Below are 20,645 nucleotides of genomic sequence, written 5' to 3'. Positions count from 1 at the left end.
AGCGGAGTGTCACCCGAGAGGGGGCGCAGATGTCCGATCGCCTCCACCCGGTGGACGTCTCGTTCCTTTCGGCCGAGACGCCGAACACCCCCATGCACGTCGGTGGCCTCGCGATTCTCGAGCCCGCCCGATCGGGCCTCGACGTCGCCGGGCTGCGTCGTCGCGTCGAACAGCGCATCTCGCTCGTGCCGCGGTTCCGGCAGCGGGTGCGCTGGGTGCTCGGCGGCCTGACCCCGCCCGTCTGGGTCGACGACTCCCGGTTCGACCTGGCCTACCACGTCCGTCGCACGGGCTTACCCACCCCCGGCAGTGACGAGCAGCTGCACGCGCTGGTCGGGCGGCTCCTGTCCGGCCGCCTCGACCGGTCCCGGCCGCTCTGGGAGCTCTACCTGGTCGAAGGCCTCCGCGGCGGCCGGGTCGCGGTGCTCACCAAGTCGCACCCGGCGCTCGTCGACGGCGTGGGTGGCGTCGACCTGCTGCATGTTTTGCTCGACGACAGCCCGGCTACTGCGGACGGCGTGACACCGATCTGGCGTCCCGCGCCGGAGCCGGGCCCCGCCGAACTGATGGTTGACGCCGCCGCGCACCTGGTCCGCCACCCGGGGCAGCTGGTGGGCGTGGTCAAGGGCGCCGGCCGCGTGCTGGCCTCGGCCCGCCCGGCCCCGACCAGCCCACTGAACGCCGAGCCCGGGAAGCAGCGCCGGTTCGCGACCACCCACACCGACCTCGATCGGTACCGCGCGCTGCGGTCCCGCCCGAACGTCACGGTGAACGACGCCGTGCTGGCCACCGTGGCCGGGGCGTTGCGGTCCTGGCTGCTCTACCGCGGCGAGCCGGTCCGCCCTGATTCGGTCCTCCGCGCCCTAGTCCCGACGAGCGTCCGCGGCGGCCCACCGGCCGCGTTCGGCGGCGACGTCGGGGCGAACGTCGCCACGTCGCTCGTCGACCTGCCGATCGGCGAACCGAACCCCACCGTCCGCCTGACCCAGATCGCGTACGCGATGCGCGCGCACGCCGAACCCGGCCGCCGGGTCGGCGCGGACACGCTCGTCACGCTGTCGGGATTCGCCCCGGCGACGCTGAACGCGCTCGCGGTGCGGGCGGCCTCCGGCCTGTCGCGCCGGCTGTTCAACCTGGTCGTCACCAACGCACCCGGCCCGCAGCGCCCGCTGTTCGTGGCCGGTGCCCGCCTCCGCGAGATCTACCCGTTCGTGCCGCTGGCGCCCGGGCAGGGACTCGCGATCGGAGTGACCTCGTACGACGGACAGGTCTACTACGGCCTGAACGCCGACTGGGACGCGATGCCGGACCTCGATGTGCTCGCCGGGCTGCTGGCCGAGTCCATCGACGAGCTGACGGAGGCGATGGTATGACGCGACGCGGCTTGGTGATCGGTGCCGGCGGGGTACTCGGGTTCGCGTGGGCGACCGGGGCGCTCGCCGCGCTCGAACGTGCCGAGGGCTTCGACTGTCGCTCGGTCGACGCGCTCGTCGGCACGTCGGCGGGCTCGATCCTGGCGTCCCTGCTGGGGTGCGGGGTGCCGGTGGAGTCGATGGTGCGGCACCAGCAGGGGATCTCGGTGCCCGGCGACCCGGTCGTCGACTACGACGAGGACGTCGACGGCGCCGGTCCGCGCCCGCCGCTCCCGGCGCTGGCGCTCGGCTCGCCCGGGCTGCTCTGGCAGGCGGCGCGGAGCCCGTCGTCGATGTCGCCGATGGTGGCGCTGTCCGGGCTGCTGCCACGCGGGCGGGCCGCGCACACCGGAGTCCGGCGGCTGATCGGCTCGGTGCTGCCGTGCGACGAGTGGCCCGACCGGCCCCGCCCGTGGGTGGTGGCGATGGACTACCGCTCCGGGCAGCGGGTGGTGTTCGGTCAGGACGAAGCGCCGTCGGCTCCGCTGGCCGACGCGGTCAGCGCCTCCTGCGCGGTACCCGGCTGGTTCGCTCCGGTCGAGATCGGCGGGCGCCGCTACGTGGACGGTGGGACGTACTCGACGGCGTCCGTGGACCTCCTGGCCGGTCTCGACCTGGACGAGGTGTACGTGCTGACGCCGATGGCCTCGTTCGCGTTCGACGCGCCCACGTCGTTCGCGGGCCGGTTGGAGCGCCGGTTCCGGCGGCTGCTCACCCAGCAACTGCTCCGCGAGGCGGAGCTACTGCGTGCCTCCGGCACGCGCGTCACGCTGTTGGGTCCCGGCCCGGAGGACCTCGCTGTCCTGGGAAGCAACCTCATGGACGCCAAGCGACGGGCCGACGTGCTGGAAACCTCGTTGCGTACGTCGTGGGCAGCGCTGCGTCCCGACCCCGGGGAGCGCAGTCTCCGCATCGCCGGCTGATTCGTGGGGCTGTGGTCTCCGGCTCGTGTCGACCGGGGTGGCGGGGCTTGCCTGCGGGGTGGTGGGGCTTGCCTGCGGGGTGGCGGGGTCTACCTGCGGGGTGGCGGGGCTTACCTGCGGGGTGGCGGGGCTTACCTGCGGGGTGGCGGAGCCTGCCGCCGGGGTGGTGGGCCACACTGGGGGGATGCGGATCTACCTACCGGCGACGTTGGCGATGCTTCGCGAAATCGATGCTGACTCGGCGGTGGGTCCCGCGCCGCTGACCGGGTTCGCGGTCACGCCCGCGCTGCGCGAGTGGTACCTCGACGACGACGAAGAGGTGCTGGAGTACGCGGCGTTCACCCAGGCCGCCCGGGCCGCCCTGCGCCTCCTGGACGCCGACCCGCTGGCCCCCCGCCGCCGGGTCGTGTTGTCCGCCGACGTGCCGGACCACGAGGTGACCCTGCACCCCGACCTGGACCGCGCGGTGGTGCGCAGCACGGTGCCGATCCCGCTGGACCGCCTGGCGTCCGTGCACGTGGACGGCGCGGACGCCGAGCCGGACGTAGCCGCCGCCGCAAAGGTGATCATGGAGGCCGATCTGGGGGACGAGGACGCCCAGTTCACGGTCGACGGCACGGAAGATCACGAGCTGGAGTGGTACGCGGTGCAGGAGATTCCCCAGCTGTTGAGCTAGGCCTGGGCTCGTTGCCGCTCGTTGCCGCTCGTTGCCGCTCGTTGCCGCTCGTTGCCGCTCGTTGCCGCTCGTTGCCGCTCGTTGCCGCTCGTTGCCGCTCGTTGCCGCCCGGCGCCGCTCCGCCGGCGCTGGTTGGCGGCCCAGTGTCGGTGGGGTGTTGCCCCGGGGCCGGTTGATCGGCGGCCCCGGGGCGGGGTGGGTCAGTCGGGGCGGTGTGGCTGGGTCGGGATCAGCGCGGTCAGGTTGGTGTGGACCGAGCCGTTGCCGTTCCGGAAGGCCGACGGCCGTGTGGGGACGGGGATCGGCACGGTGGTGTCCGAGTCGGTGTCCTCGTTCACCTCGGGCTCATCGGACGAGCCGCCGTCCTGCTGGCCCGGCACCGGCTGCGTCGGGATCGGCACGGTCGGTTGGTCCGGCGCCACCGTCGGCGCCGCGGTCGGACGCTGCGGAAGCGGCTGGCTCGCCACCCCCGATGCGCCAGTGGGCTCGGCCGCTTCCGTCGGCTCCACCCCGCCCTGCTCGGTCCTACCGGTCGAGTAGGTGCCGTGCGTCAGGTTGGCTCCACCAGCCGGTTCAGCACCACGAGCCGGTTCGGCTCCGCTAACGGGCTCCGCACCTGCCGGCGCAGCTCCGCCTATCGGGCCAGCTTCGCCGGTCAGGCCAGCTCCGCCGGTCAGGCCGGCTCCGCCGGTCAGGCCAGCTCCGCCGGTCAGGCCAGCTTCGCCGGTTAGGCCAGCTTCGCCGGTTAGGCCAGCTTCGCCGGTTAGGCCAGCTTCGCCGGTTAGGCCAGCTTCGCCGGTCAGGCCAGCTTCGCCGGTCAGGCCAGCTTTGCCTGCCGGGTCAGTTCCGTCTGCCGGGCGAGTTCCGCCCGTCGGGCCAGTTCCGGCGGTCGGAGCGGTCGGACTCGACGATTCAGGCGACTGCGCCGGGCTCGTAGGCCGTCCCGGGAGGGTCGGGATGGGCTGGGTCGGCGCCTCGGACCCGGCGAGGGGAGACGGCACCGGCCGCTGAGCTTCGTTCGACCGACGCGCCAACGCCGCTTGCTGAGCCTGCTCGAGCCGCTGGGCCCGGTCGAAGCGCTCGGCCAACTCCGCGGTCTGCGTCGGATGCTCCTGCGCGGCCCGCTCCGAAGCCTGAGCGGCCCGGATCAAGGCCGCCAGCCTCGCCGTCTGGGCCTGGTCAGCCTGCCCGGTCGACTCCACCGGAGGCGCCGCCTGCGCCGCGCGAAGCCGCTCGGCCTGCCAAGCCCGCTCAGCCTCCTGCGCACGCTCAGCCTGCGTCCGCTCGGCATCGTGCGCCGGTTGGGCCTGCTCGACCCCCTGAGCCCGGTTCGCGGGCTCGCTTTGCCGTGCCTGCCCCGCTTGCTGGGCCAGCTCAGCCTGCGCCGCCCACTGAGCCAACTCCTGTGCCGCCCGCTGAGCCTGCGCCTGCTGCTCCGCCTCGGCAACCCGCGCCTGCTCAACCCGCGCAGCCTGAGCCTCCGCAGCCCGGGCACGCTCGGCCTCCGCAGCGGCTCGAGCCTCTTCTGCCCGAGCCCGCTCAACCTCCGCCATGCGAACCCGCTCGGCCTCCGCCGCACGAGCAGCGCGCTCAGCCTCCGCGGCGCGCTCGGCCTCGGCGGCCTGAGCAGCCTCGGCGGCCTGCGCAGCTCGCTCCACCTGCGCAGCACGCTGGGCCTCTTCAGCCTGCGCAGCCCGCTGAACCTCTTCAGCCTGCGCAGCACGCTCGGCCTCGGCGGCGCGAACCGCCCGCTCGGACTGAGCCGGCGGAACCGGGCGCCCGGCCTCGCGGGCCAGTTCCGCCTCACGGGCCTCGACCGCGCGGTCGGCCAGCGCGATCAACTGGGCCTGCTCAGGCGTCAGGTCCAGCTCGGGCTCGTCGTCGTCGAGCATCGCCTCCCGGGCGAGCTCGGCTTCCCGCGCCTGCGCCGCACGTTCCGCCAGCTCGGCGAACTCGTCGTGCAGCGCGGTGGGCGGTGCGGAGATGTCCGCCCTCAGGGCGTCGGTATCCGTGGGAACGCGGGCGGGCTGGGGGCGGACCAGCCACTCGGGGTGGGCCCGGAGGGCCCGGCCGGCCACGACGGCGGCGGCACCGCCGACGACGGCCATCACCACGAGTTGCGTGACGTGCCCGGCCACGGCCTGGCCGAGGGCCTCGCCCTTCTCCGGGTCGTCGACCATGAGCCACGCCAGCAGCTCGGCGAAGTCGCCGATGCCCACCAGCATCACCGGGAACAGCCCGACGATCGACCAGTGCGACCACCAGCTGCGCTGACGGCGGCGCGAGAGCCACCACACGCCGGCCACCGAGCCGACGACGGCGGCGACGCCCCAGTTGGCGGCGCTGAGGCCGAGCGGGATGCCGCTCTCGGCGTCGCCCGAGGTGAACAGCCTGATCAGCGCCTGGCCGACCAGGTTGACCAGCGTGGCGGCGAACGTGGACACCAAGCCGCCGAGCACGGCGCCGCCGACGCGGACGGCGCCGACCACCCCGCCGAGCATCGCGGCGACGAACACCGCGACGACCATCGGGTAGGTGGCGTCACCGAGCGACGTGGACGCCCAGCACAGCATCGAGAACACGGCACCGGCGACGCTCGCCGCCGCGATACCGGTGCCGAGGCTGCCGGGTGTGGTGCTCGACGACTTCTGCTGGGCACGTCGCCACGAGGCGCCGCTGGCGCTAGCCGCCGCTCCGGCGAACGCGGCCGCGAACGCGACGGTCGCGCCCTGGATCGCGATCCACCACCCTGCTCTCTCCCCGTTGTAGACGTCGACGGAAGTCGCGGCGACCAGCTGTATGAGAGCTAGTACTGCCGACGAGGCGACCAATAACTGGACGGTGGTTCGACCGGGTTCGGTGAGCGGGTGGGCGGGCGCAGGGCCGGACTCCACGTCGACTCCCTTCTGAGCAGGAGCGGACACGGTCTTCAGGCGCATCTTAGGTAGCGGCAATCGGCACTCGGCAGTCTGCCCCATAGCCGATTGATCCCCAAAGCGGCTGGATAGGGGCAGAAGCGCGCCCGATACAGTGGAATTCTCCACTGGGACGAGCCGGAGGTGACCGAATGGACGGCGTCACCCGGGTACCCGAGCCGGTGAACGAGCCAGTTCGTACCTACGCGCCCGGGAGCGCGGAGAGAGCGTCGCTGCGTTCGGCCATCGACCGCCTGGACGACCAGCGCGAAGACCTCACCCAGACGATCGGTGGCGTGTCCCGGTGGGGTGGCGGCGACGAAGTGCCGGTGGTGCAACCGCATTCGCATGCCCACCTCCTCGGAACCCTGCGGCAGGCTACGCGGAGCGACGTAGCCGATGCGATCGGTGCTGCATCCAAGGCTGCCCCGGCGTGGCAGCGGATGTCCTACGCCGATCGGGCGGCGATTTTCCTCCGGGCGGCCGACCTCGTGTCCGGGCCGTGGCGTGACGTGCTCAACGCCGCGACCATGCTCGGCCAGTCGAAGACCGTCCAGCAGGCCGAGATCGACTCCGCGTGCGAGCTGATCGACTTCCTGCGCTTCAACGTGCACTACGGCGAACGTGTCCTCGCCGAGCAGCCGTCGTCGAGCGCGGGTACCTGGAACCAGTTCGACCACCGCCCGCTCGAGGGTTTCGTCCTCGCGATCACCCCGTTCAACTTCACCGCGATCGCCGGCAACCTCCCCACCGCGCCGGCCCTGATGGGCAACACGGTGCTCTGGAAGCCGTCGCCGACGCAGCAGTTGTCGGCGCACTACTTCATGCGGATCCTCGAGGAGGCCGGGCTGCCGCCGGGCGTCATCAACCTGGTGACCGGCGACGGCGCGGCGGTCTCCGAGGTGGCGCTGACCCATCGGGACCTGGCCGGAATCCACTTCACCGGCTCGACCAGGACGTTCCGGTACCTGTGGGAGACGGTCGGGCGCCACCTCGACCGGTACGCCGCGTACCCGCGGCTCGTCGGCGAGACCGGCGGCAAGGACTTCGTGGTGGCGCATCCGTCGGCGGATCCGGACGCGCTGCACACCGCGCTCGTACGTGGGGCGTTCGAGTACCAGGGGCAGAAGTGCTCGGCGGCCTCGCGGGCGTACGTGCCGCGGTCGCTCTGGGAGGGCGGCCTGCGTGACCGGTTGGCGGCGACCGTCTCCGAACTGGAGTACGGCGACGTGCGCGACTTCCGGTACTTCGGTGGTGCGGTGATCGATCGGCGGGCGTTCGACCGGCTGCGTGACGTGCTCGGGAAGCTCTCGTCCGAGTGCACCGTGCTGGCCGGCGGACAGACCGACGACTCCGTGGGGTACTTCGTCCGGCCCACCGTGGTCGAGAGCGCCGACCCGAACCACGAGCTGTTCCGCACCGAGTACTTCGGCCCGGTGCTCGGCGTCCACGTGTACGACGATTTCGACGCCGTGCTGGACCTCGCGGCGGACACCCCGTACGCGCTGACCGGCTCGATCTTCGCGCGTGATCGCGAGGCACTGGTGACGGCGTCGGAGCGGCTGCGGTTCGCGGCCGGCAACTTCTACCTGAACGACAAGCCGACCGGGGCGGTCGTCGGGCAGCAGCCGTTCGGCGGTGCGCGGGCGTCCGGCACGAACGACAAGGCCGGATCGATCCTGAACCTGCTGCGCTGGGTGTCGCCGCGCACGATCAAGGAGACGTTCGCGCCCGCGACCGATCATCGCTACCCGCACATGCTGTCGGGTGAGTGACTCGCGCGCCTGAAGTGGCACGAATTCGGGAGACCCCTGGTGCGGGGGGTTTGCATACTCGGTCACATGACCACGCCACTGGGCAGCCGATACGAGCTGGTGGAGAAGATCGCCGGCGGTGCCACGGGTTCGGTGTGGCGCGCGCGGGTGCTGGCGACCGGGGAGCTGGTCGCCGCGAAGCAGATCCGGGCCGAGCTGGCCACCGACGCCGACGTCGTCGACCGCTTCCTGCGTGAACGGCGGGTACTGACGTCGATCCAGCACCCGGCCGTCGTCCGGATCCGTGACCTGGTCGTGGAGGGCGAGCAGATCAGCCTCGTGATGGATCTGGTGGACGGGGCCGACCTGCGGCACACGCTCGCGGTGGCCGGCGCGCTCGCGCCGACGTCGGCCGTGCTGATGGCCGCGACGATCGCCGACGCGCTGGCCGCCGCGCACGGGGCCGGCATCGTCCACGCCGACGTGAAACCGGCGAACGTGCTGGTGCCCGCGGACGGCGGCTCGATCAGGCTGGCCGACTTCGGGGTGTCGCGCCTGGTGCACGGCCCGGCGAAGCTCAGCTACGGCACGCCCGAGTACATCGCGCCGGAGGTCGTCGGCGGCCACGCGTCGATTCCCGCGAGCGACGTCTACGGGCTCGGCATCGTGCTCTACGAGCTGCTGACCGGCACCACTCCGTACCGGGGCGGGACGTCGGCCGAGGTGATGAAACGGCACCTCAACTCGGAACCGGTCTGGACCGACGCGGTGCCCGACGCGGTGCGTCCGGTGCTGGCGGCGAGCCTGCACCGCGACCCGGCCCGGCGGCCGACGGCCGAGGCGTTCGCGGCCGATCTGCGCGCGGTCGCGCCCGAACTGGCCGGTACGGCGGCGGCGACGCCGCTCCCGGAGGGCACGCCGCACTTCCGGGCGGTGCCGGTGGTCGAGTCGATCACCGGGGGAGTGGAACCGGACGAGCGGGTCACGTCGGTGCTGGCGGTTTCTCCGGTCGCACAGCCGACCGTGGCGCGGCCGCAGGTGCGGCCGAACCCTACGCTGGCGTTGCCGGAGCCTGAGCCGGCGCCGGCGTTCACGCCGGAGCTCGTCGGTGCGGCTGCGCCCGTATCACCGAGCGGAACTCGACCGGGAGAGGCATTCGCAATGGTAGGGCCGTCGGAGCCGGACCTTTCGGGGTCACCGTCGAACGGGACGCCGGGGTGGGATTCACCCGCTCCGGGTGCGCCGTTACCGCCGCCGCCGTCCGGGGGGTACGGTCAGCCGCCGTCCGGTGGCCTGGCGCCGACGAATGTTTTCCCGGCCGGTCCGCCGGCTGATTCCGGGGCGAAACCGCCGTCGTTCGACGACACGCTCTCGCCGCCGCGCTGGGCGTTCCCGGCCGGCACCATCCCGCCCCGCCAGGAACCGCCGAAGAAGAAGCGCTGGCCGCTGGTCGTCGGCCTGGTGATCCTGCTCCTCGTCGTGCTCGGCGCGGTGGGCGGCGCGATCGCCGTGCTCGGATCGTCGGGCGACGAAGCCGACCCCAAGCCCTCGACCGCACCGTCGACGCAACCGGCCAAGCCGTCCCCGAGCCAGACGCCCAGCGCGGCGCCGACGCAGCCGGGCAACCAGCTGCCCTCGACCGGGCCCTCCGGTGTGCCGGTCGTTCCCGAGCCCGACCAGACGAACGCACCCTCGAACCCGATGCCGACCTCGATGCCGTCCAACGGCGGAGAAATCGGCCAGCCCATCAACTGACCGGGTTATCCACAGCGGCGACTGAACTTCGTCACTCCCGGTTCCGTGCTCGCTACCGTCGGCGTAGCGGAACGGGCCGGGAGGTGTGGTGGAGAGCGTCGAGCAACAGGTTCGTGATCTCGTACGTCGCCGCGGCGTCGACCCGATGGGTGATCCCGCCGCCGTCGGCGTCCTGATCGACGAGGTGCTCGCCACCTCACCGCTCGCTCCGTCCGAGACGCGCCAGGCCGTGCTCGACGCGGTGGCCGGGCTCGGTCCGCTCCAGCGCTTCCTCGACGACCCGACGGTCGAGGAGATCTGGGTCAACGGCCCGGGCCGGGTGTTCGTCGCGCGCGGCGGCCGGTCCGAGCTCACCACCACGATCCTCGCGTCCGGCCAGGTCGAGGAACTGGTGCAGCGTGCGTTGGAGCACAGCGGCCGGCGCGTGGATCTGTCCACGCCTTTTGTCGACGCGATGCTGAGCGACGGATCGCGGCTGCACGTCGTGATCCCCGACGTCACGCGTGAGCACTGGGCTGTCAACATCCGTAAGTTCGTCGCGCGGGCGCATTCGCTGGTCGAGGCGGTGGCGCTGGGCACGCTCACCCCGCACGCGGCCCGTTTCCTCGAGGCGTCCGTGGTGGCCGGCGTCAACGTCATCGTCAGCGGCGGCACGCAAACGGGGAAGACCACGCTGCTCAACTGCCTGGCCGGCGCCATCCCGGCCCGCGAGCGCGTGATCAGCTGCGAAGAAGTCTTCGAACTGCAGCTGCGCCACCACCCCGACTGGGTCGCGCTCCAGACCCGGCAGCCCAACCTCGAGGGCACCGGCGAGATCCCGCTGCGTCGCCTGGTCACCGAGGCGCTCCGGATGCGTCCGGATCGCTTGATCGTCGGTGAGGTACGGCAGGCCGAGGCGCTCGATCTGCTGCTGGCGCTCAACGCCGGGCTGCCCGGCCTCTGCTCGGTGCACGCCAACTCCGCCCGCCAGGCCGTCACCAAGCTCTGCACGCTCCCGCTGCTGGCCGGGGTGAACGTGCACCCGTCGTTCGTCGTCCCGACCGTGGCCACCTGCGTCGATCTGGTCGTGCACGTGGAGCTCACGGCGGCCGGTGAGCGTCGCGTCCGGGAGATCGTCGCGGTGGGCGGCCGCACCGGCGACGGCGCGGTCGAGACCGCGGAGATCTTCTCCACCACACGTGACGGGCTGGCCCGCCGCGACGGCTTCCCATCCCACGGCGAGCGCTACGCCCGCGCCGGCGTCGATCTGCCCGCCCTGCTGGCGGGGGCCGCGTGATGGGTGCGTTGCTGGGGTTCGTGTTCGGCTGCGGCCTCGTGCTGCTCCTGCGTCGCGTCTTCCCCGGCGCCCGGAGAGTGCCCAGGCGAGCCGGGCGCCGGGGTGGCGGGCGGCGGGAGCTGTTGCGTGCCGCCGGGTTGGTGGAGGTCGGGCCGGCGCAGCTCGTGGCGGCCCAGGTCGTCGCCGGGCTGGTGGCGGGTGCGGTGGCGTTCGTGGTCACCGCCAGCACCTCGGTGGCGACGTGCTTCGCGGTGTTCGGCTACCTGGCGCCGGTCGCGCTGGTCCGGCGGCTGCGTGCGGCGCGGGTGCGTGCGCTGCGTGACGCCTGGCCGGACGTGGTCGACAACCTGGCGTCGGCCGTCCGGGCCGGCCTGTCGCTGCCGGAGGCGGTGGCGGCACTCGCCGACCGCGGCCCGGCGCCGCTGCGGCCGGCGTTCGCCCGGTTCGCCGCCGACCACCGGGCCACCGGCCAGTTCCTGCTCTGCCTCGACCGCCTCAAGGACGACCTGGCCGACCCGGTGGCCGACCGCATCTGCGAAGCGCTGCGCGTCGCCCGCGAGGTCGGCGGCACCGATCTGGGTCGGCTGCTGCGCACGCTGTCGGGCTTCCTGCGCGCGGACGCCCGCATCCGGGCCGAGCTCGAGACCCGTCAGGGGTGGACCGTGAACGCGGCCCGCCTCGCGGTGGCCGCACCCTGGCTCGTGCTGCTCCTGCTGGCGGCCCAGTCCACCACGCTCGGCGTCTTCGACAGCACGTCCGGTCGGGTGCTGCTCGCGCTCGGCGGCGCGGTCACCGTGCTGGCCTACCGCCTGATGCTCCGGATCGGGCGGCTGCCGACCGATCGGCGGGTGCTGGCGTGACCACCGTCGGGGCGCTGCTGGGGCTCGTGTTCGCGCTCGGGGTCGTGCTGGTGGTGCGGGGCGGCCCACCGGCACGCCACCCCCGTCTCGACGATCGTCTGGCCCCCTACGTGGGTCGCGCCGAGCTGTCGCGGGCGGCGCTGAACCCCGGCGGCTCCGAAGCGCGGCCGGGACGACACCCGAGGGAGTGGGCGGTGGCCGGGCGCGCCCTGACGGACGGGGTCGCCCGATTGTTGCCCGGCGGCGCGGGGATCCAACGGCGGCTGTCGGCGGCGGGGCGGCCCGGTCCGGTGGCGGCGTTCCGGGCCGAGCAGGTGCGGTGGGCCGCCGCCGGGCTGCTCGCCGGTGCGGTCAGCGGTGGCGCGCTGGGCGGCGGCGTGGGGCTCGTCCTGCTCACCCCGATCGGTGCGCTGGCGGGTGGCCTCGGTCGCGACTGGTGGCTCTCGATCCAGGTCCGGCGCCGCACCGAGGCGCTCCGCGCGGAGCTCCCGGTGATCGCCGAGCTCCTCGCGCTCGCCGTCACCGCGGGCGAGTCCCCCACCGCCGCGCTCCGCCGGGTGAGCGCGGCCTGCCGCGGCGAGCTGGGCCGCGAACTGACCCGGGTGCTGGAGGAGAGCCGATCGGGCGCGGGCCTGACCACCGCACTCGAGGAGCTGGCGGACCGCACCGCGCTGGAGCCGCTGGTCCGGTTCGTCGACGGCTTCGTCATCGCCCTCGACCGGGGCACGCCGCTCGCCGAGGTGCTCCGCGCCCAGGCGTCCGACGTCCGCGAGGCGGGTCACCGCGCCCTGCTCGAAGCCGGCGGACGCCGGGAGATCGCGATGATGGTGCCGGTCGTCTTTCTGATCCTGCCGGTCACCGTGCTCTTCGCCCTCTACCCGGGCCTGGTCTCGATCAGCCTGCTGACGCAATGAGGGACGCTAACGTTGCCTCGTGCCGGGGGAGAAGCAGGTCGTCGCGGTGGTGTCCGCCGGTGGGGTGATCGGCGCGCTGGCCCGCTACGGCCTCTCGGTCGCGTGGCCGCACGGGCCGGGGCAGTTCGCCTGGTCGACGTTCGTCGTCAACGTGTCCGGCTGCCTGCTGATGGGCGTCCTCATGGTGGTGCTCACCGAGGTGTACCCGAACCAGCGGCTGGTGCGGCCGTTCCTCGGCGTCGGCGTGCTCGGCGGGTACACCACGTTCTCGACGTACGTGATCGACGTCGGCCACAACGCGACCTCCGGCGCGGCGGCGATCGGCCTGGCCTACTTCCTCGCCACCGTGATCGCCGCGTTGGTCGCGGTCTGGGCCGGGGCCACCGGCACCGCTCACCTGGTCGCGCGGCGGCGCCGGTGACCGTGCTCCTGGTGGCGCTCGGCGCGGCCGTCGGCGCGCCGCTGCGGTATCTCACCGACCGGGCGGTCCAGGCCCGGCACGGCACCGCGTTCCCGTGGGGCACGCTCGCGGTGAACGTCGTCGGCTCGCTGCTCCTGGGGTTCCTGGCCGGGTTGCCGGCGTCCCCGGCGGTGACCGCTCTGGCCGGCACCGGCTTCTGCGGTGCCCTGACCACGTACTCGACGTTCAGCTACGACACCCTCCGGCTGACCCGCGGCGGCGAACCGTTCGCGGCCCTGCTGTACGTCGTCGCGAGCCTGTGTGCCGGGATGGGCGCAGCGGCGGTCGGGCTGATGACGGCTTTGGCTATTGACCAGCTTTAGACATTTTGTCGTTTACTTGTCTTATGTCGGTGGTCGTGACCCGCTGGGTAGGTTTCGCTGACGCATGTTCGGGCACGAGACCAGGGACAACACGAAGGAGGCCAGTTCCATGGTCGACGTCCGGAAGGAAGAGCACGGGTTCTCGGAGACCGAGCCCGGCTTCGAAGCGGAACGGGCCGAACGCACCCGTCTGGTCGACGCGTTCCTCGCCGCGATGGGCGAGGCGGGTAACCCCGGCACGTCACGCAAACTCGGTTCGTTCATGCGTGAGCTGACCGGCCAGCACCAGGACCGCTACTGGGCCACCGAGGTCGAGGGTGACGGCGACGGCGTCCTGGTCTTCGCCGACGGCAGGCACGGGTGGGAGCGCAGCTTCCGGCGCTCGGACCGGCCGATGAGCCCGGAGGACGAGATCCCGCCGGACCGGTTGGCGGACGCGCTCCGCGCGATTCTGGACGAGAACGACGTGAGCCGGCCGTCTGAGCTGGCCTGAGGTTCGCTTTAGCGGTCCCGTTACGGCGTGCTCCGGCATGTCGCAACGGGACCGCTTCCGTGCGTGGTCACTTCTCGTGGTTGTTCGGTTATCCACAGTTCGGGTGAACGGTCGTCGGGGTGGGGTGGGGGTCCGTACGCTTGGTGCGGGGCCTTGGGAATCGCGTCGACCGCACGGAGGGCGTCCCATGCTGCCTCCCACCCGACTCTGGATCCGTCTGTCGTGCCGCCCGCGTGGTGATCGCGGCGACGTACCCGGCTGGGTCATGGTCACCGTCATGACCGCCGGCCTGGTCGCGGCAGTCTTCGCGGTGTTCCGCGAAGCGATAGTGATCGCAGTGCAGAACGCGCTGGACCAGGTGGTCTCCGACACGGGCCGGTGAGTTCCCGGTGTTCTTGGTGGCGGTGACCCGGCCGTTCTCGATGGTGGGGGCGCTGGTGGGGCGCGGGGTGTGTTCGGTTGCCCGCGTGTTTTCGGGTGGCCGCGTGTTTTCGGGCGGCCGCGGGCTTGCGGGCGGCCGGGTGCTCTCAAGCGTCCGTGTGTTCTCGGCTAGCCGGGTGCTGCCGCGGTGGGGTGCCCGCTCTTGGGCATGGTCCTGGCCGCCTTGCGTGCTTTTGGGTGGCCGGGTGCCTTTGGTTGGCCGGGTTCCGGTGGTTGGTTCGGTGAGCCCGGGTGGCCGGGTCGGCTCGGTCAGCGGCATGCCCGCTGCGGTGCCAGTGCCCTCTGCGGTGCCAGTGCCCTCTGCGGTGCCAGTGCCCTCTGCGGCGCCAGTGCCCTCTGCGGTCCCAGTGCCCTCTGCCAGCGTTGCGCTCTCTGCCGGCCGCGTGCCTCCGAACGGATGGGTGGGCTGGCTTCGGTGGGCGACACCGGTTGGGCGGAGGAGCACGGTCGGGCGAGCGAGCTCAGGCGACCGACTGGGTTCGGTCGGGCGAATAGGTTCGGTCGAGCGAGTGAGTTCGGGTGGCCGGTTGGGCTCGGGTGGCCGGTTGGGTTCGGGCGACCGGGTGGGCTCGGGTGGCCGGTTGGGCTCGGGTGACCGGTCGGGCTCGGGTCGCCGTGTGGGCGCGCTGGCCCGGGTGCATCCAGTGGCTCCGGCGACTTCGGTGGTGCGCGGCGACCGTGGGTCGGCGGTGGTGGAGTTCGCGCTGGTCTCGGTGGTGCTGCTCCTGCTGCTACTCGGCGTCTTGCAGGTGGCCGTCTACCTGTACGTGCGCAACATCGCCGCCGCATGCGCGGCCGAGGGCGCCCGCTTCGCCGCGAACGCCGATGTCGACGTGGGCCAGGGCGCCGAGCGGGCCGAAGAGATCCTGCGTCGCGGCGCCGGTACCAGCGTCGCCGAGCGAGTCACCTGCATAGGCCGCGACGAGCTCGGCGAAGGTGGTCTGCGGCTGGTCGCAGTGGAGTGCGCCGGCGCCCTCCCGGTCTTCTTCGCCCCCGTAGGCGACACCCTCCCCCTCCGCGTAACCGCCCACGCGGTCGAAGAAAGCCGCCCCCAATGAGCCACCCACCCCACCGCCCCGCAGCCCCACCCCACCTGCCGCCCGCACCCCCCGCACCGCCCGCACCGCCCGCACCGCCCGCACCTCCCACACCGCCCGCACCCCCCGCACCGCCCGCACCGCCCGCACCGCCCGCACTGCCCGCACCGCCCGCACCGTCGGCACTGCCCGCACCGCCGGCACCCCCGGCACCCCCGGCACCGCCAGCTAAGCCGCACGGCGCTGGTGTGCCGCGCTGCGCTGGTGTGCCGCGCTGCGCTGGTGTGCCGCGCTGCGCTGGTGTGCCGCGCTGCGCCGACGTTCTTCGCCCCGCCGGACTGGCGCTCCCCGCTGCCGTGCAGCGAGCTGCCGCTGTACCTCGCGCCGTGGCCATGCCGTGGTCCGCTGCCATACCTTCTGCCGCTGTGCCCCACGCTGCGGCCGCACCTTTCGTAGAGGCGGTGCCTCATTCGGTGGCCGAGGCTCCAGCTGCGGGAACGTCAGTTGCGCTCAGCATTGCCGCTGTGCCCCATCGCAGGTCCGCGGCCGTGTCTGCAGACGAGGTCGATGCGTCGGGCCGCCCGGAGGCTCCGCGCCACCCCGCGACTGCGGGGCACGCCCCGATGGCGAGCCACACCGCAACCGCGCCTCAAGCGTCGATGGCGACCTCAGACCGCCGGCCATTCCCATCCCAAGCTGTGGTCGTGCCTCACGCTGCGGCAGCGCCCCACGCTGTCGTCGCGCCGCGCGCCGCAACCGTGCCTTGTGGGTGGCCGAGCCCCATCGGCTCCGAGAGCCCGGCCTGTTCTGCGAGCCCGGCCTGTTCTGCGAGCCCGGCCTGTTCTGCGAGCCCGGCCTGTTCTGCGAGCCCGGCCTGTTCTGCGAGCCCGGCCTGTTCTGCGAGGCGAGCGCGCTGTGCGAACTCCGCCAGCGCCGCCGCAGCGCCTCGCTCTGAAAACCCGACCCGCCCGTCGGCTGCGGGCCGCCCCGCTGCGGCCGGTCCGTCGTCGACGGTGGCGCGCTCTCCGGCCGCGAAAACCCAGCCCTGGGACCTGCGGCGATGCCGCCTCCACCAGGACCACGGTGCCGCCACCGTGGAGTTCGTGTTCGCCGGCGTGCTCCTTCTTGTGCCTCTCCTCTACCTCGCCATCTCCCTGTCCGAGATCCAGCGCAACGCCTTCGCGGTCACTCAGGCCGTTCGGGAGGCCGGGCGGGCCTACGTCACCGCCGACGATCCGGCCACCGCACCGGCGCGTGCCACCTACGCGGTTCGGCTCGCGCTCGATGATCAGAACCTCACCGGCCCGGCCGAGCTCCGTTGGGGGCCGATCGGCCGGTCCTGTGACGGGCTCACCGTCGACTCCACGGTTAGCTCCGTTAACCCGCCGCCCCTGGGGCCGGGCGCCCGGTTCGAGTTCTGCGTGCGTCGCACCTACCGCCTGCCCGGTGTCCCGACCTTCCTCGACGCCCGGCAGAACACGATTGAGGCGCGCTTCGTCGTACACGTGGACGACCTCCGGAGCGCACCATGAGTGACTACAAGAGGCCGGCCAGCCGCAGAGAAAACAGGGACCAAGGCAGCCTCACGCCGCTCGTGCTGCTCTCCACGCTCCTCGCTCTGCTCCTCATCGCCGGCGCCACCACCGCCTCCAGCGCCTTTCTCGCCCAGCGGAACCTCCAGAGCTGGTGCGACGCCGCCGCCCTCACCGCCGCCTCCGAACTCGCCAGAATTGCGGTCTACGGAGCCGATCCCACCCCCGATCAATTAGCCGCTGAGCTGGGGACCTACCTCGGGGGTATACAAAACGAAGGGGCCATCACGCGTCTGAGCGTGCAAAATGATCAGATCACCCTGGTCTGTACGCATACGGCAGTCCTCCCGTTCGGACGATTGTTCGGTATACCGGACGGAATTGAGAGGGTCGTAATCAGCTCCGCGCGAGTACCCTGGAGCACCTGATCGGACTGTGACCGACGCTTCTCGACGATTGGCCGGGATCGTTCCCGGGTAGAACGTCGTACCCGGTGACCTGGGAACTGTCCGACTTCGGATGGGTTCCACTTTGGAAGGCGTGGCGTATGGCGCGACCGCCCGAATCGTGTCACCGTGGCTAACATGGCGGAGAAAGGTCTCAATGCGACGGCGGCAGCCCTGCTCGGGCTGCTCCACGAAGGTCCGATGACAGGTGGCCAGCTCATGGCCACTGCGGAGAACAGATTGGGTCCGTTCTGGACCACTACTCGGAGCCAGGTATACCGCGAACTGCCGGTGCTGGCCGAGAGAGGGTTCGTTCGGCTCGGAAGACCCGGCCCCCGCTCTTCCCAGCCCTATGCGATCACCGCGTCCGGTAAGCGGGTGTTCGCGAAATGGCTGAGTGAGGACGCGGGGCGCGATCAGCTGCGTAATCCGCTCATGTTGCGGGCGGCGTTCGGGTCTTTGCACAAGCCGCAGCAGCTCCAGGAGCTGTACGCGGAGCGTCGGGAGGAGCACACCGCGCGTCTGGCCGAGCTCCGGGAGGAGCTCAAAGAGGTCAAGAAGCGCGATGACGCCTTCCAGGCCGCGACGCTGGAATTCGCGATCCAGTACCAGCGGTCGATCCTGAAGTGGCTCGACACCGCTCCCGGCGGCTCCGGGAGTTGATCCGACCGTTCCCGGCCGCGCGTGACTACCGGGTGGCATCACGCTCGGCCGGGAACGAAAAGTTTCGACGTGCTGACCCCACAGGGCAGCCCGCGGTCGAGCGGGCAGTGCCCCGGACCGCGTAGGCTGGTCTGCTGTGGCTGCCCTCGACCTTCATGAAGAGCTCAAGGCTCTCGACACGACGCTGACCTCGGTCGAAGCCGTGCTCGACCTCGACAAGCTCCGGCGGGAGTTGGCCGAGCTGAACGAGGCGGCCGCTGAGCCCGGCCTCTGGGACGACCAGGAGCGTGCCCAGCAGGTCACGTCCCGGCTGAGTTTCGTCCAGGGCGAGCTCAACAAGGTGGGTGGCCTGCGCCAACGTCTCGACGACGCGCAGTTGCTGCTGGAAATGGCCGAAGCCGAGGACGACGCCGGCTCGGTGCAGGAGGTCGCCGCCGAGGTGGAGTCCCTCCAGAAGACGGTCGAGGAACTCGAGGTCCGCACGCTCCTCTCCGGTGATTACGACCCGCGCGAGGCGCTCGTGACGATCCGGGCCGAGGCCGGCGGCGTCGACGCGGCCGACTTCGCCGAGATGCTGCTGCGCATGTACCTGCGCTGGGCCGAGCGGCACCACTACAGCACCGAGGTCTACGACACCTCGTACGCGGAAGAGGCCGGCATCAAGTCGGCGACGTTCACCGTCCGGGCCCCGTACGCGTACGGCACGCTCTCGGTCGAGCAGGGCACGCACCGTCTCGTCCGCATCAGCCCGTACGACAACCAGGGTCGCCGCCAGACGTCGTTCGCCGGCGTCGAGGTGCTTCCGGTCGTGGAGACCACCGATCACGTCGAGATCCCGGAGAACGATCTGCGGATCGACGTGTTCCGCTCGTCGGGCCCCGGTGGTCAGAGCGTCAACACCACCGACTCGGCCGTGCGCATCACGCACATCCCCACCGGCATCGTGGTGTCCTGCCAGAACGAGAAGTCGCAGATCCAGAACCGGGCGGCCGCGATGCGGGTGCTCCAGGCGCGGCTGCTCGAGCGCCGTCGTCAGGAGCAGAAGGCCGAGATGGACGCCCTGCGCGGCGACGGCGGCAACTCCTGGGGCAACCAGATGCGTTCGTACGTCGTCCACCCGTACCAGATGGTCAAGGACCTGCGTACGCAGTTCGAGGCCGGCAACCCGCAGGCCGTGTTCGACGGCGACATCGACGGGTTCATCGAGGCGGGCATCCGCTGGCGCCGGCAGCAGGACACCGAAGTCTCGAGCTGACGAGCTGATCGTCCGATCGGTTAACCAGCGGTCAACCTTTCCGCGTCTCCGTCCAGGTTGCCTTAGACCTGTTTTTGCCCGTGTCCGCCGTTCGCGGCGACGCGCTCGGTGATGGTCCGGTCGACCCACGACCAGCGACGACCGGCGCGACCAGCGGTCACATCGTGCTCCGACACATGATGGTGGATGCGTCAACAACGCTTAATGGTTGTCGCGCTCACCTTAACCATCGGGCCATCTCGCCTCTTAAATCCCTCACACAACATTCTCATAGCTATGGCGTGACATCTCATTGTTAACGTATGGTCTGGCACCAGCAGCGAGTCCAGCAGTACCTGGGAATCGCGGCTACTAGGGGGCACGACGTTATGGGTCGGCGTATGCGCTGATCCCGTCCACGGCGTGTCCTTTGTCGTTCCCAGATGTTCTTTTGATGTCCACCGAGGGAATGGAAGTGCTTGAGATGGCCCGAGGCTTACGCGGTGCGCTCCGCCGTGGCCTTGCCGCGACGATGGTGACCGGTCTGGTGACCATGGGCGCGATGTCGCTGTCCGCCGCTCCGGCGAACGCAGCTGAGAAGTCCGAGAACCTGGTCAAGGGCACCGCTGAGTTCGTCGACGGTCGGTACGTCGTCGAATGGTCGGTGACGAACCAGGACAAGGAGACCGACGAGAAGATCACGACGGTCGTCTGGCCCGAGGGCAGCAAGCTGGAACTCGACGACGAGATCGAGGCCGGCGAGACGATCGAGGGCAAGCAGTTCCTGCCCAAGGGCAGCAAGGGCATCAAGGACGCCCAGGGCCGCGACGTCGCCAAGATCCACGTCCACGGCGAGTGGCGCAAGGACGGCAAGAAGGTCGAGCACGACGAGTTCGTCGACGTGCCGCTGCCCCCGGTCAAGGGCGAGTCGCCCAAGCCGACGCACAAGCCCAGCGAGGACGAGGTTTCGGCCGCGATCGTCCTGAGCTGCGAGGCTTTCTCGATCGAGCTCACCAACCCGACTGACCGGCCGGTGCGCTTCAAGGTCTTCATCAAGCTGGACGACAACCGCCCGCTGACCGAGGAGTTCAAGGTCGACGCCGGCGACACGCTGACGCTGCCCGAGGACCTCGACAAGGAGGACGCCGGCTCGGTGGCCAAGGTGTCCGAGGACGGCGAGCTCGACTTCTCCAAGATCACGGTCGCTGTCGTGAACCGCGACAAGAAGCTGGCCCAGAAGAGCCTCGACGTCACCAAGTGCGAGGACGAGGACAACAACGCCGAGGAGACCACGTCTCCCGAGGCCAGCCCGAGCGCCAGCGCCAGCCAGGTCGCTTCCGGTGGGGACGACAACGAGGCCGCGCCGTCGCCGGCCGCCGAAGAGGGCAGCCTGCCCGTGACCGGTGCCAGCCTGGGTGGTCTCATCGCCGCCGCCGTGCTGGTCCTCGGCCTGGGTGTCGGCATGGTGGTCTTCACCCGCCGCAAGAAGCGCGCCTGACGTAAGGCTCGCTAGCGAGTAGCACGACCGATA

The 20,645-nt window shown here is 71.5% G+C and carries 21 protein-coding genes; 20 read left to right on the top strand and 1 reads right to left on the bottom strand.

Annotation, left to right across the window (positions count from 1 at the left end; translation table 11 throughout):
- The first annotated feature begins 29 nt into the window (after window positions 1-29).
- The 3 genes from ABD437_RS04780 (at window position 30) to ABD437_RS04770 (ending at window position 3,011) form a co-directional block, all read left to right on the top strand.
- Entirely contained in the window at window positions 30-1,373 is a 1,344-nt protein-coding gene (locus ABD437_RS04780; RefSeq protein WP_344647508.1) for a WS/DGAT/MGAT family O-acyltransferase, read from the top strand.
- Window positions 1,370-2,335 carry a patatin-like phospholipase family protein gene (locus tag ABD437_RS04775; RefSeq protein WP_344647507.1) on the top strand — a complete coding sequence of 322 codons (966 nt, stop codon included), beginning with the start codon at window positions 1,370-1,372 and terminating at the stop codon, window positions 2,333-2,335. Before ABD437_RS04780 ends, ABD437_RS04775 begins: the two co-directional genes overlap by 4 nt.
- Window positions 2,336-2,519: 184 nt before the next feature.
- Entirely contained in the window at window positions 2,520-3,011 is a 492-nt protein-coding gene (locus ABD437_RS04770) for a DUF6912 family protein (protein ID WP_344647506.1), read from the top strand.
- Window positions 3,012-3,211: 200 nt separating this feature from the next.
- Here ABD437_RS04770 and ABD437_RS04765 read toward each other — a convergent pair whose 3' ends face one another.
- The gene (locus ABD437_RS04765) at window positions 3,212-5,539 is read right to left on the bottom strand and encodes a collagen-like domain-containing protein (RefSeq protein WP_344647505.1); all 2,328 of its coding nucleotides are present in this window, start codon (window positions 5,537-5,539) and stop codon (window positions 3,212-3,214) included.
- A 7-nt stretch (window positions 5,540-5,546) separates the two neighbouring features.
- Here ABD437_RS04765 and ABD437_RS04760 point away from each other — a divergent pair, with 7 nt between their 5' ends.
- The 17 genes from ABD437_RS04760 (at window position 5,547) to ABD437_RS04680 (ending at window position 20,612) form a co-directional block, all read left to right on the top strand.
- On the top strand, window positions 5,547-5,780 hold the full coding sequence (locus tag ABD437_RS04760) for a hypothetical protein (RefSeq protein ID WP_344647504.1): 234 nt from the start codon (window positions 5,547-5,549) through the stop codon (window positions 5,778-5,780).
- A 298-nt stretch (window positions 5,781-6,078) separates the two neighbouring features.
- Window positions 6,079-7,701, top strand: coding sequence for an L-glutamate gamma-semialdehyde dehydrogenase (pruA, locus tag ABD437_RS04755; RefSeq protein WP_344647503.1), 1,623 nt, complete (start codon window positions 6,079-6,081; stop codon window positions 7,699-7,701).
- A 66-nt stretch (window positions 7,702-7,767) separates the two neighbouring features.
- The gene (locus tag ABD437_RS04750) at window positions 7,768-9,435 is read left to right on the top strand and encodes a serine/threonine-protein kinase (protein ID WP_344647502.1); all 1,668 of its coding nucleotides are present in this window, start codon (window positions 7,768-7,770) and stop codon (window positions 9,433-9,435) included.
- A gap of 145 nt (window positions 9,436-9,580) precedes the next feature.
- Complete coding sequence (locus ABD437_RS04745; protein ID WP_344647531.1) at window positions 9,581-10,711, top strand: TadA family conjugal transfer-associated ATPase; 1,131 nt, start codon at window positions 9,581-9,583, stop codon at window positions 10,709-10,711.
- Window positions 10,711-11,571: a type II secretion system F family protein gene (locus ABD437_RS04740; protein WP_344647501.1), complete on the top strand. Its 861-nt coding sequence runs from the start codon at window positions 10,711-10,713 to the stop codon at window positions 11,569-11,571. Before ABD437_RS04745 ends, ABD437_RS04740 begins: the two co-directional genes overlap by 1 nt.
- On the top strand, window positions 11,568-12,485 hold the full coding sequence (locus tag ABD437_RS04735; protein ID WP_344647500.1) for a type II secretion system F family protein: 918 nt from the start codon (window positions 11,568-11,570) through the stop codon (window positions 12,483-12,485). The genes ABD437_RS04740 and ABD437_RS04735 overlap by 4 nt, the downstream gene beginning before the upstream one ends.
- 19 nt (window positions 12,486-12,504) lie before the next feature.
- Complete coding sequence (locus ABD437_RS04730) at window positions 12,505-12,906, top strand: FluC/FEX family fluoride channel (RefSeq protein ID WP_344647499.1); 402 nt, start codon at window positions 12,505-12,507, stop codon at window positions 12,904-12,906.
- Complete coding sequence (crcB, locus tag ABD437_RS04725; RefSeq protein ID WP_344647498.1) at window positions 12,903-13,268, top strand: fluoride efflux transporter CrcB; 366 nt, start codon at window positions 12,903-12,905, stop codon at window positions 13,266-13,268. The genes ABD437_RS04730 and crcB overlap by 4 nt, the downstream gene beginning before the upstream one ends.
- A 109-nt stretch (window positions 13,269-13,377) precedes the next feature.
- The gene (locus tag ABD437_RS04720) at window positions 13,378-13,761 is read left to right on the top strand and encodes a hypothetical protein (protein WP_344647497.1); all 384 of its coding nucleotides are present in this window, start codon (window positions 13,378-13,380) and stop codon (window positions 13,759-13,761) included.
- 187 nt (window positions 13,762-13,948) lie between these two features.
- Window positions 13,949-14,143: a hypothetical protein gene (locus ABD437_RS04715; protein ID WP_344647496.1), complete on the top strand. Its 195-nt coding sequence runs from the start codon at window positions 13,949-13,951 to the stop codon at window positions 14,141-14,143.
- Window positions 14,144-14,819: 676 nt separating this feature from the next.
- On the top strand, window positions 14,820-15,260 hold the full coding sequence (locus tag ABD437_RS04710) for a TadE/TadG family type IV pilus assembly protein (protein WP_344647495.1): 441 nt from the start codon (window positions 14,820-14,822) through the stop codon (window positions 15,258-15,260).
- Between the two features lie 748 nt (window positions 15,261-16,008).
- Window positions 16,009-16,194: a hypothetical protein gene (locus tag ABD437_RS04705; RefSeq protein ID WP_344647494.1), complete on the top strand. Its 186-nt coding sequence runs from the start codon at window positions 16,009-16,011 to the stop codon at window positions 16,192-16,194.
- Window positions 16,195-16,342: 148 nt separating this feature from the next.
- Window positions 16,343-16,771, top strand: coding sequence for a hypothetical protein (locus ABD437_RS04700; protein WP_344647493.1), 429 nt, complete (start codon window positions 16,343-16,345; stop codon window positions 16,769-16,771).
- Window positions 16,768-17,199 (top strand): pilus assembly protein TadG-related protein, encoded by a 432-nt coding sequence (locus ABD437_RS04695; RefSeq protein ID WP_344647492.1) that lies wholly within the window; start codon window positions 16,768-16,770, stop codon window positions 17,197-17,199. The genes ABD437_RS04700 and ABD437_RS04695 overlap by 4 nt, the downstream gene beginning before the upstream one ends.
- Window positions 17,200-17,355: 156 nt before the next feature.
- On the top strand, window positions 17,356-17,880 hold the full coding sequence (locus ABD437_RS04690) for a PadR family transcriptional regulator (RefSeq protein ID WP_344647491.1): 525 nt from the start codon (window positions 17,356-17,358) through the stop codon (window positions 17,878-17,880).
- A 136-nt stretch (window positions 17,881-18,016) separates the two neighbouring features.
- Window positions 18,017-19,135, top strand: coding sequence for a peptide chain release factor 2 (gene prfB, locus ABD437_RS04685; protein ID WP_344647490.1), 1,119 nt, complete (start codon window positions 18,017-18,019; stop codon window positions 19,133-19,135).
- A 463-nt stretch (window positions 19,136-19,598) separates the two neighbouring features.
- Window positions 19,599-20,612: an LPXTG cell wall anchor domain-containing protein gene (locus ABD437_RS04680; RefSeq protein WP_344647489.1), complete on the top strand. Its 1,014-nt coding sequence runs from the start codon at window positions 19,599-19,601 to the stop codon at window positions 20,610-20,612.
- Window positions 20,613-20,645 lie beyond the last annotated feature (33 nt).

It is taken from the genome of Cryptosporangium japonicum, from assembly GCF_039524755.1.
GTDB lineage: Bacteria > Actinomycetota > Actinomycetes > Mycobacteriales > Cryptosporangiaceae > Cryptosporangium > Cryptosporangium japonicum.
The sequence above is the reverse complement of the archived record's forward strand: the minus strand, read 5'-3'. Positions and strand labels throughout refer to the sequence as shown.

Coding starts and splice junctions, on each gene's coding strand:
- ABD437_RS04680 (WP_344647489.1), top strand. CDS start 19,599: ATGGCCCGAGGCTTACGCGGTGCGCTCCGCCGTGGCCTTGCCGCGACG.
- ABD437_RS04765 (WP_344647505.1), bottom strand. CDS start 5,539: ATGGTCGTCGCGGTGTTCGTCGCCGCGATGCTCGGCGGGGTGGTCGGC.
- ABD437_RS04695 (WP_344647492.1), top strand. CDS start 16,768: ATGAGTGACTACAAGAGGCCGGCCAGCCGCAGAGAAAACAGGGACCAA.
- ABD437_RS04770 (WP_344647506.1), top strand. CDS start 2,520: ATGCGGATCTACCTACCGGCGACGTTGGCGATGCTTCGCGAAATCGAT.
- ABD437_RS04720 (WP_344647497.1), top strand. CDS start 13,378: ATGGTCGACGTCCGGAAGGAAGAGCACGGGTTCTCGGAGACCGAGCCC.
- ABD437_RS04740 (WP_344647501.1), top strand. CDS start 10,711: ATGGGTGCGTTGCTGGGGTTCGTGTTCGGCTGCGGCCTCGTGCTGCTC.
- ABD437_RS04690 (WP_344647491.1), top strand. CDS start 17,356: ATGGCGGAGAAAGGTCTCAATGCGACGGCGGCAGCCCTGCTCGGGCTG.
- pruA (WP_344647503.1), top strand. CDS start 6,079: ATGGACGGCGTCACCCGGGTACCCGAGCCGGTGAACGAGCCAGTTCGT.
- ABD437_RS04750 (WP_344647502.1), top strand. CDS start 7,768: ATGACCACGCCACTGGGCAGCCGATACGAGCTGGTGGAGAAGATCGCC.
- ABD437_RS04745 (WP_344647531.1), top strand. CDS start 9,581: ATGGGTGATCCCGCCGCCGTCGGCGTCCTGATCGACGAGGTGCTCGCC.
- ABD437_RS04780 (WP_344647508.1), top strand. CDS start 30: ATGTCCGATCGCCTCCACCCGGTGGACGTCTCGTTCCTTTCGGCCGAG.
- ABD437_RS04715 (WP_344647496.1), top strand. CDS start 13,949: ATGCTGCCTCCCACCCGACTCTGGATCCGTCTGTCGTGCCGCCCGCGT.
- ABD437_RS04775 (WP_344647507.1), top strand. CDS start 1,370: ATGACGCGACGCGGCTTGGTGATCGGTGCCGGCGGGGTACTCGGGTTC.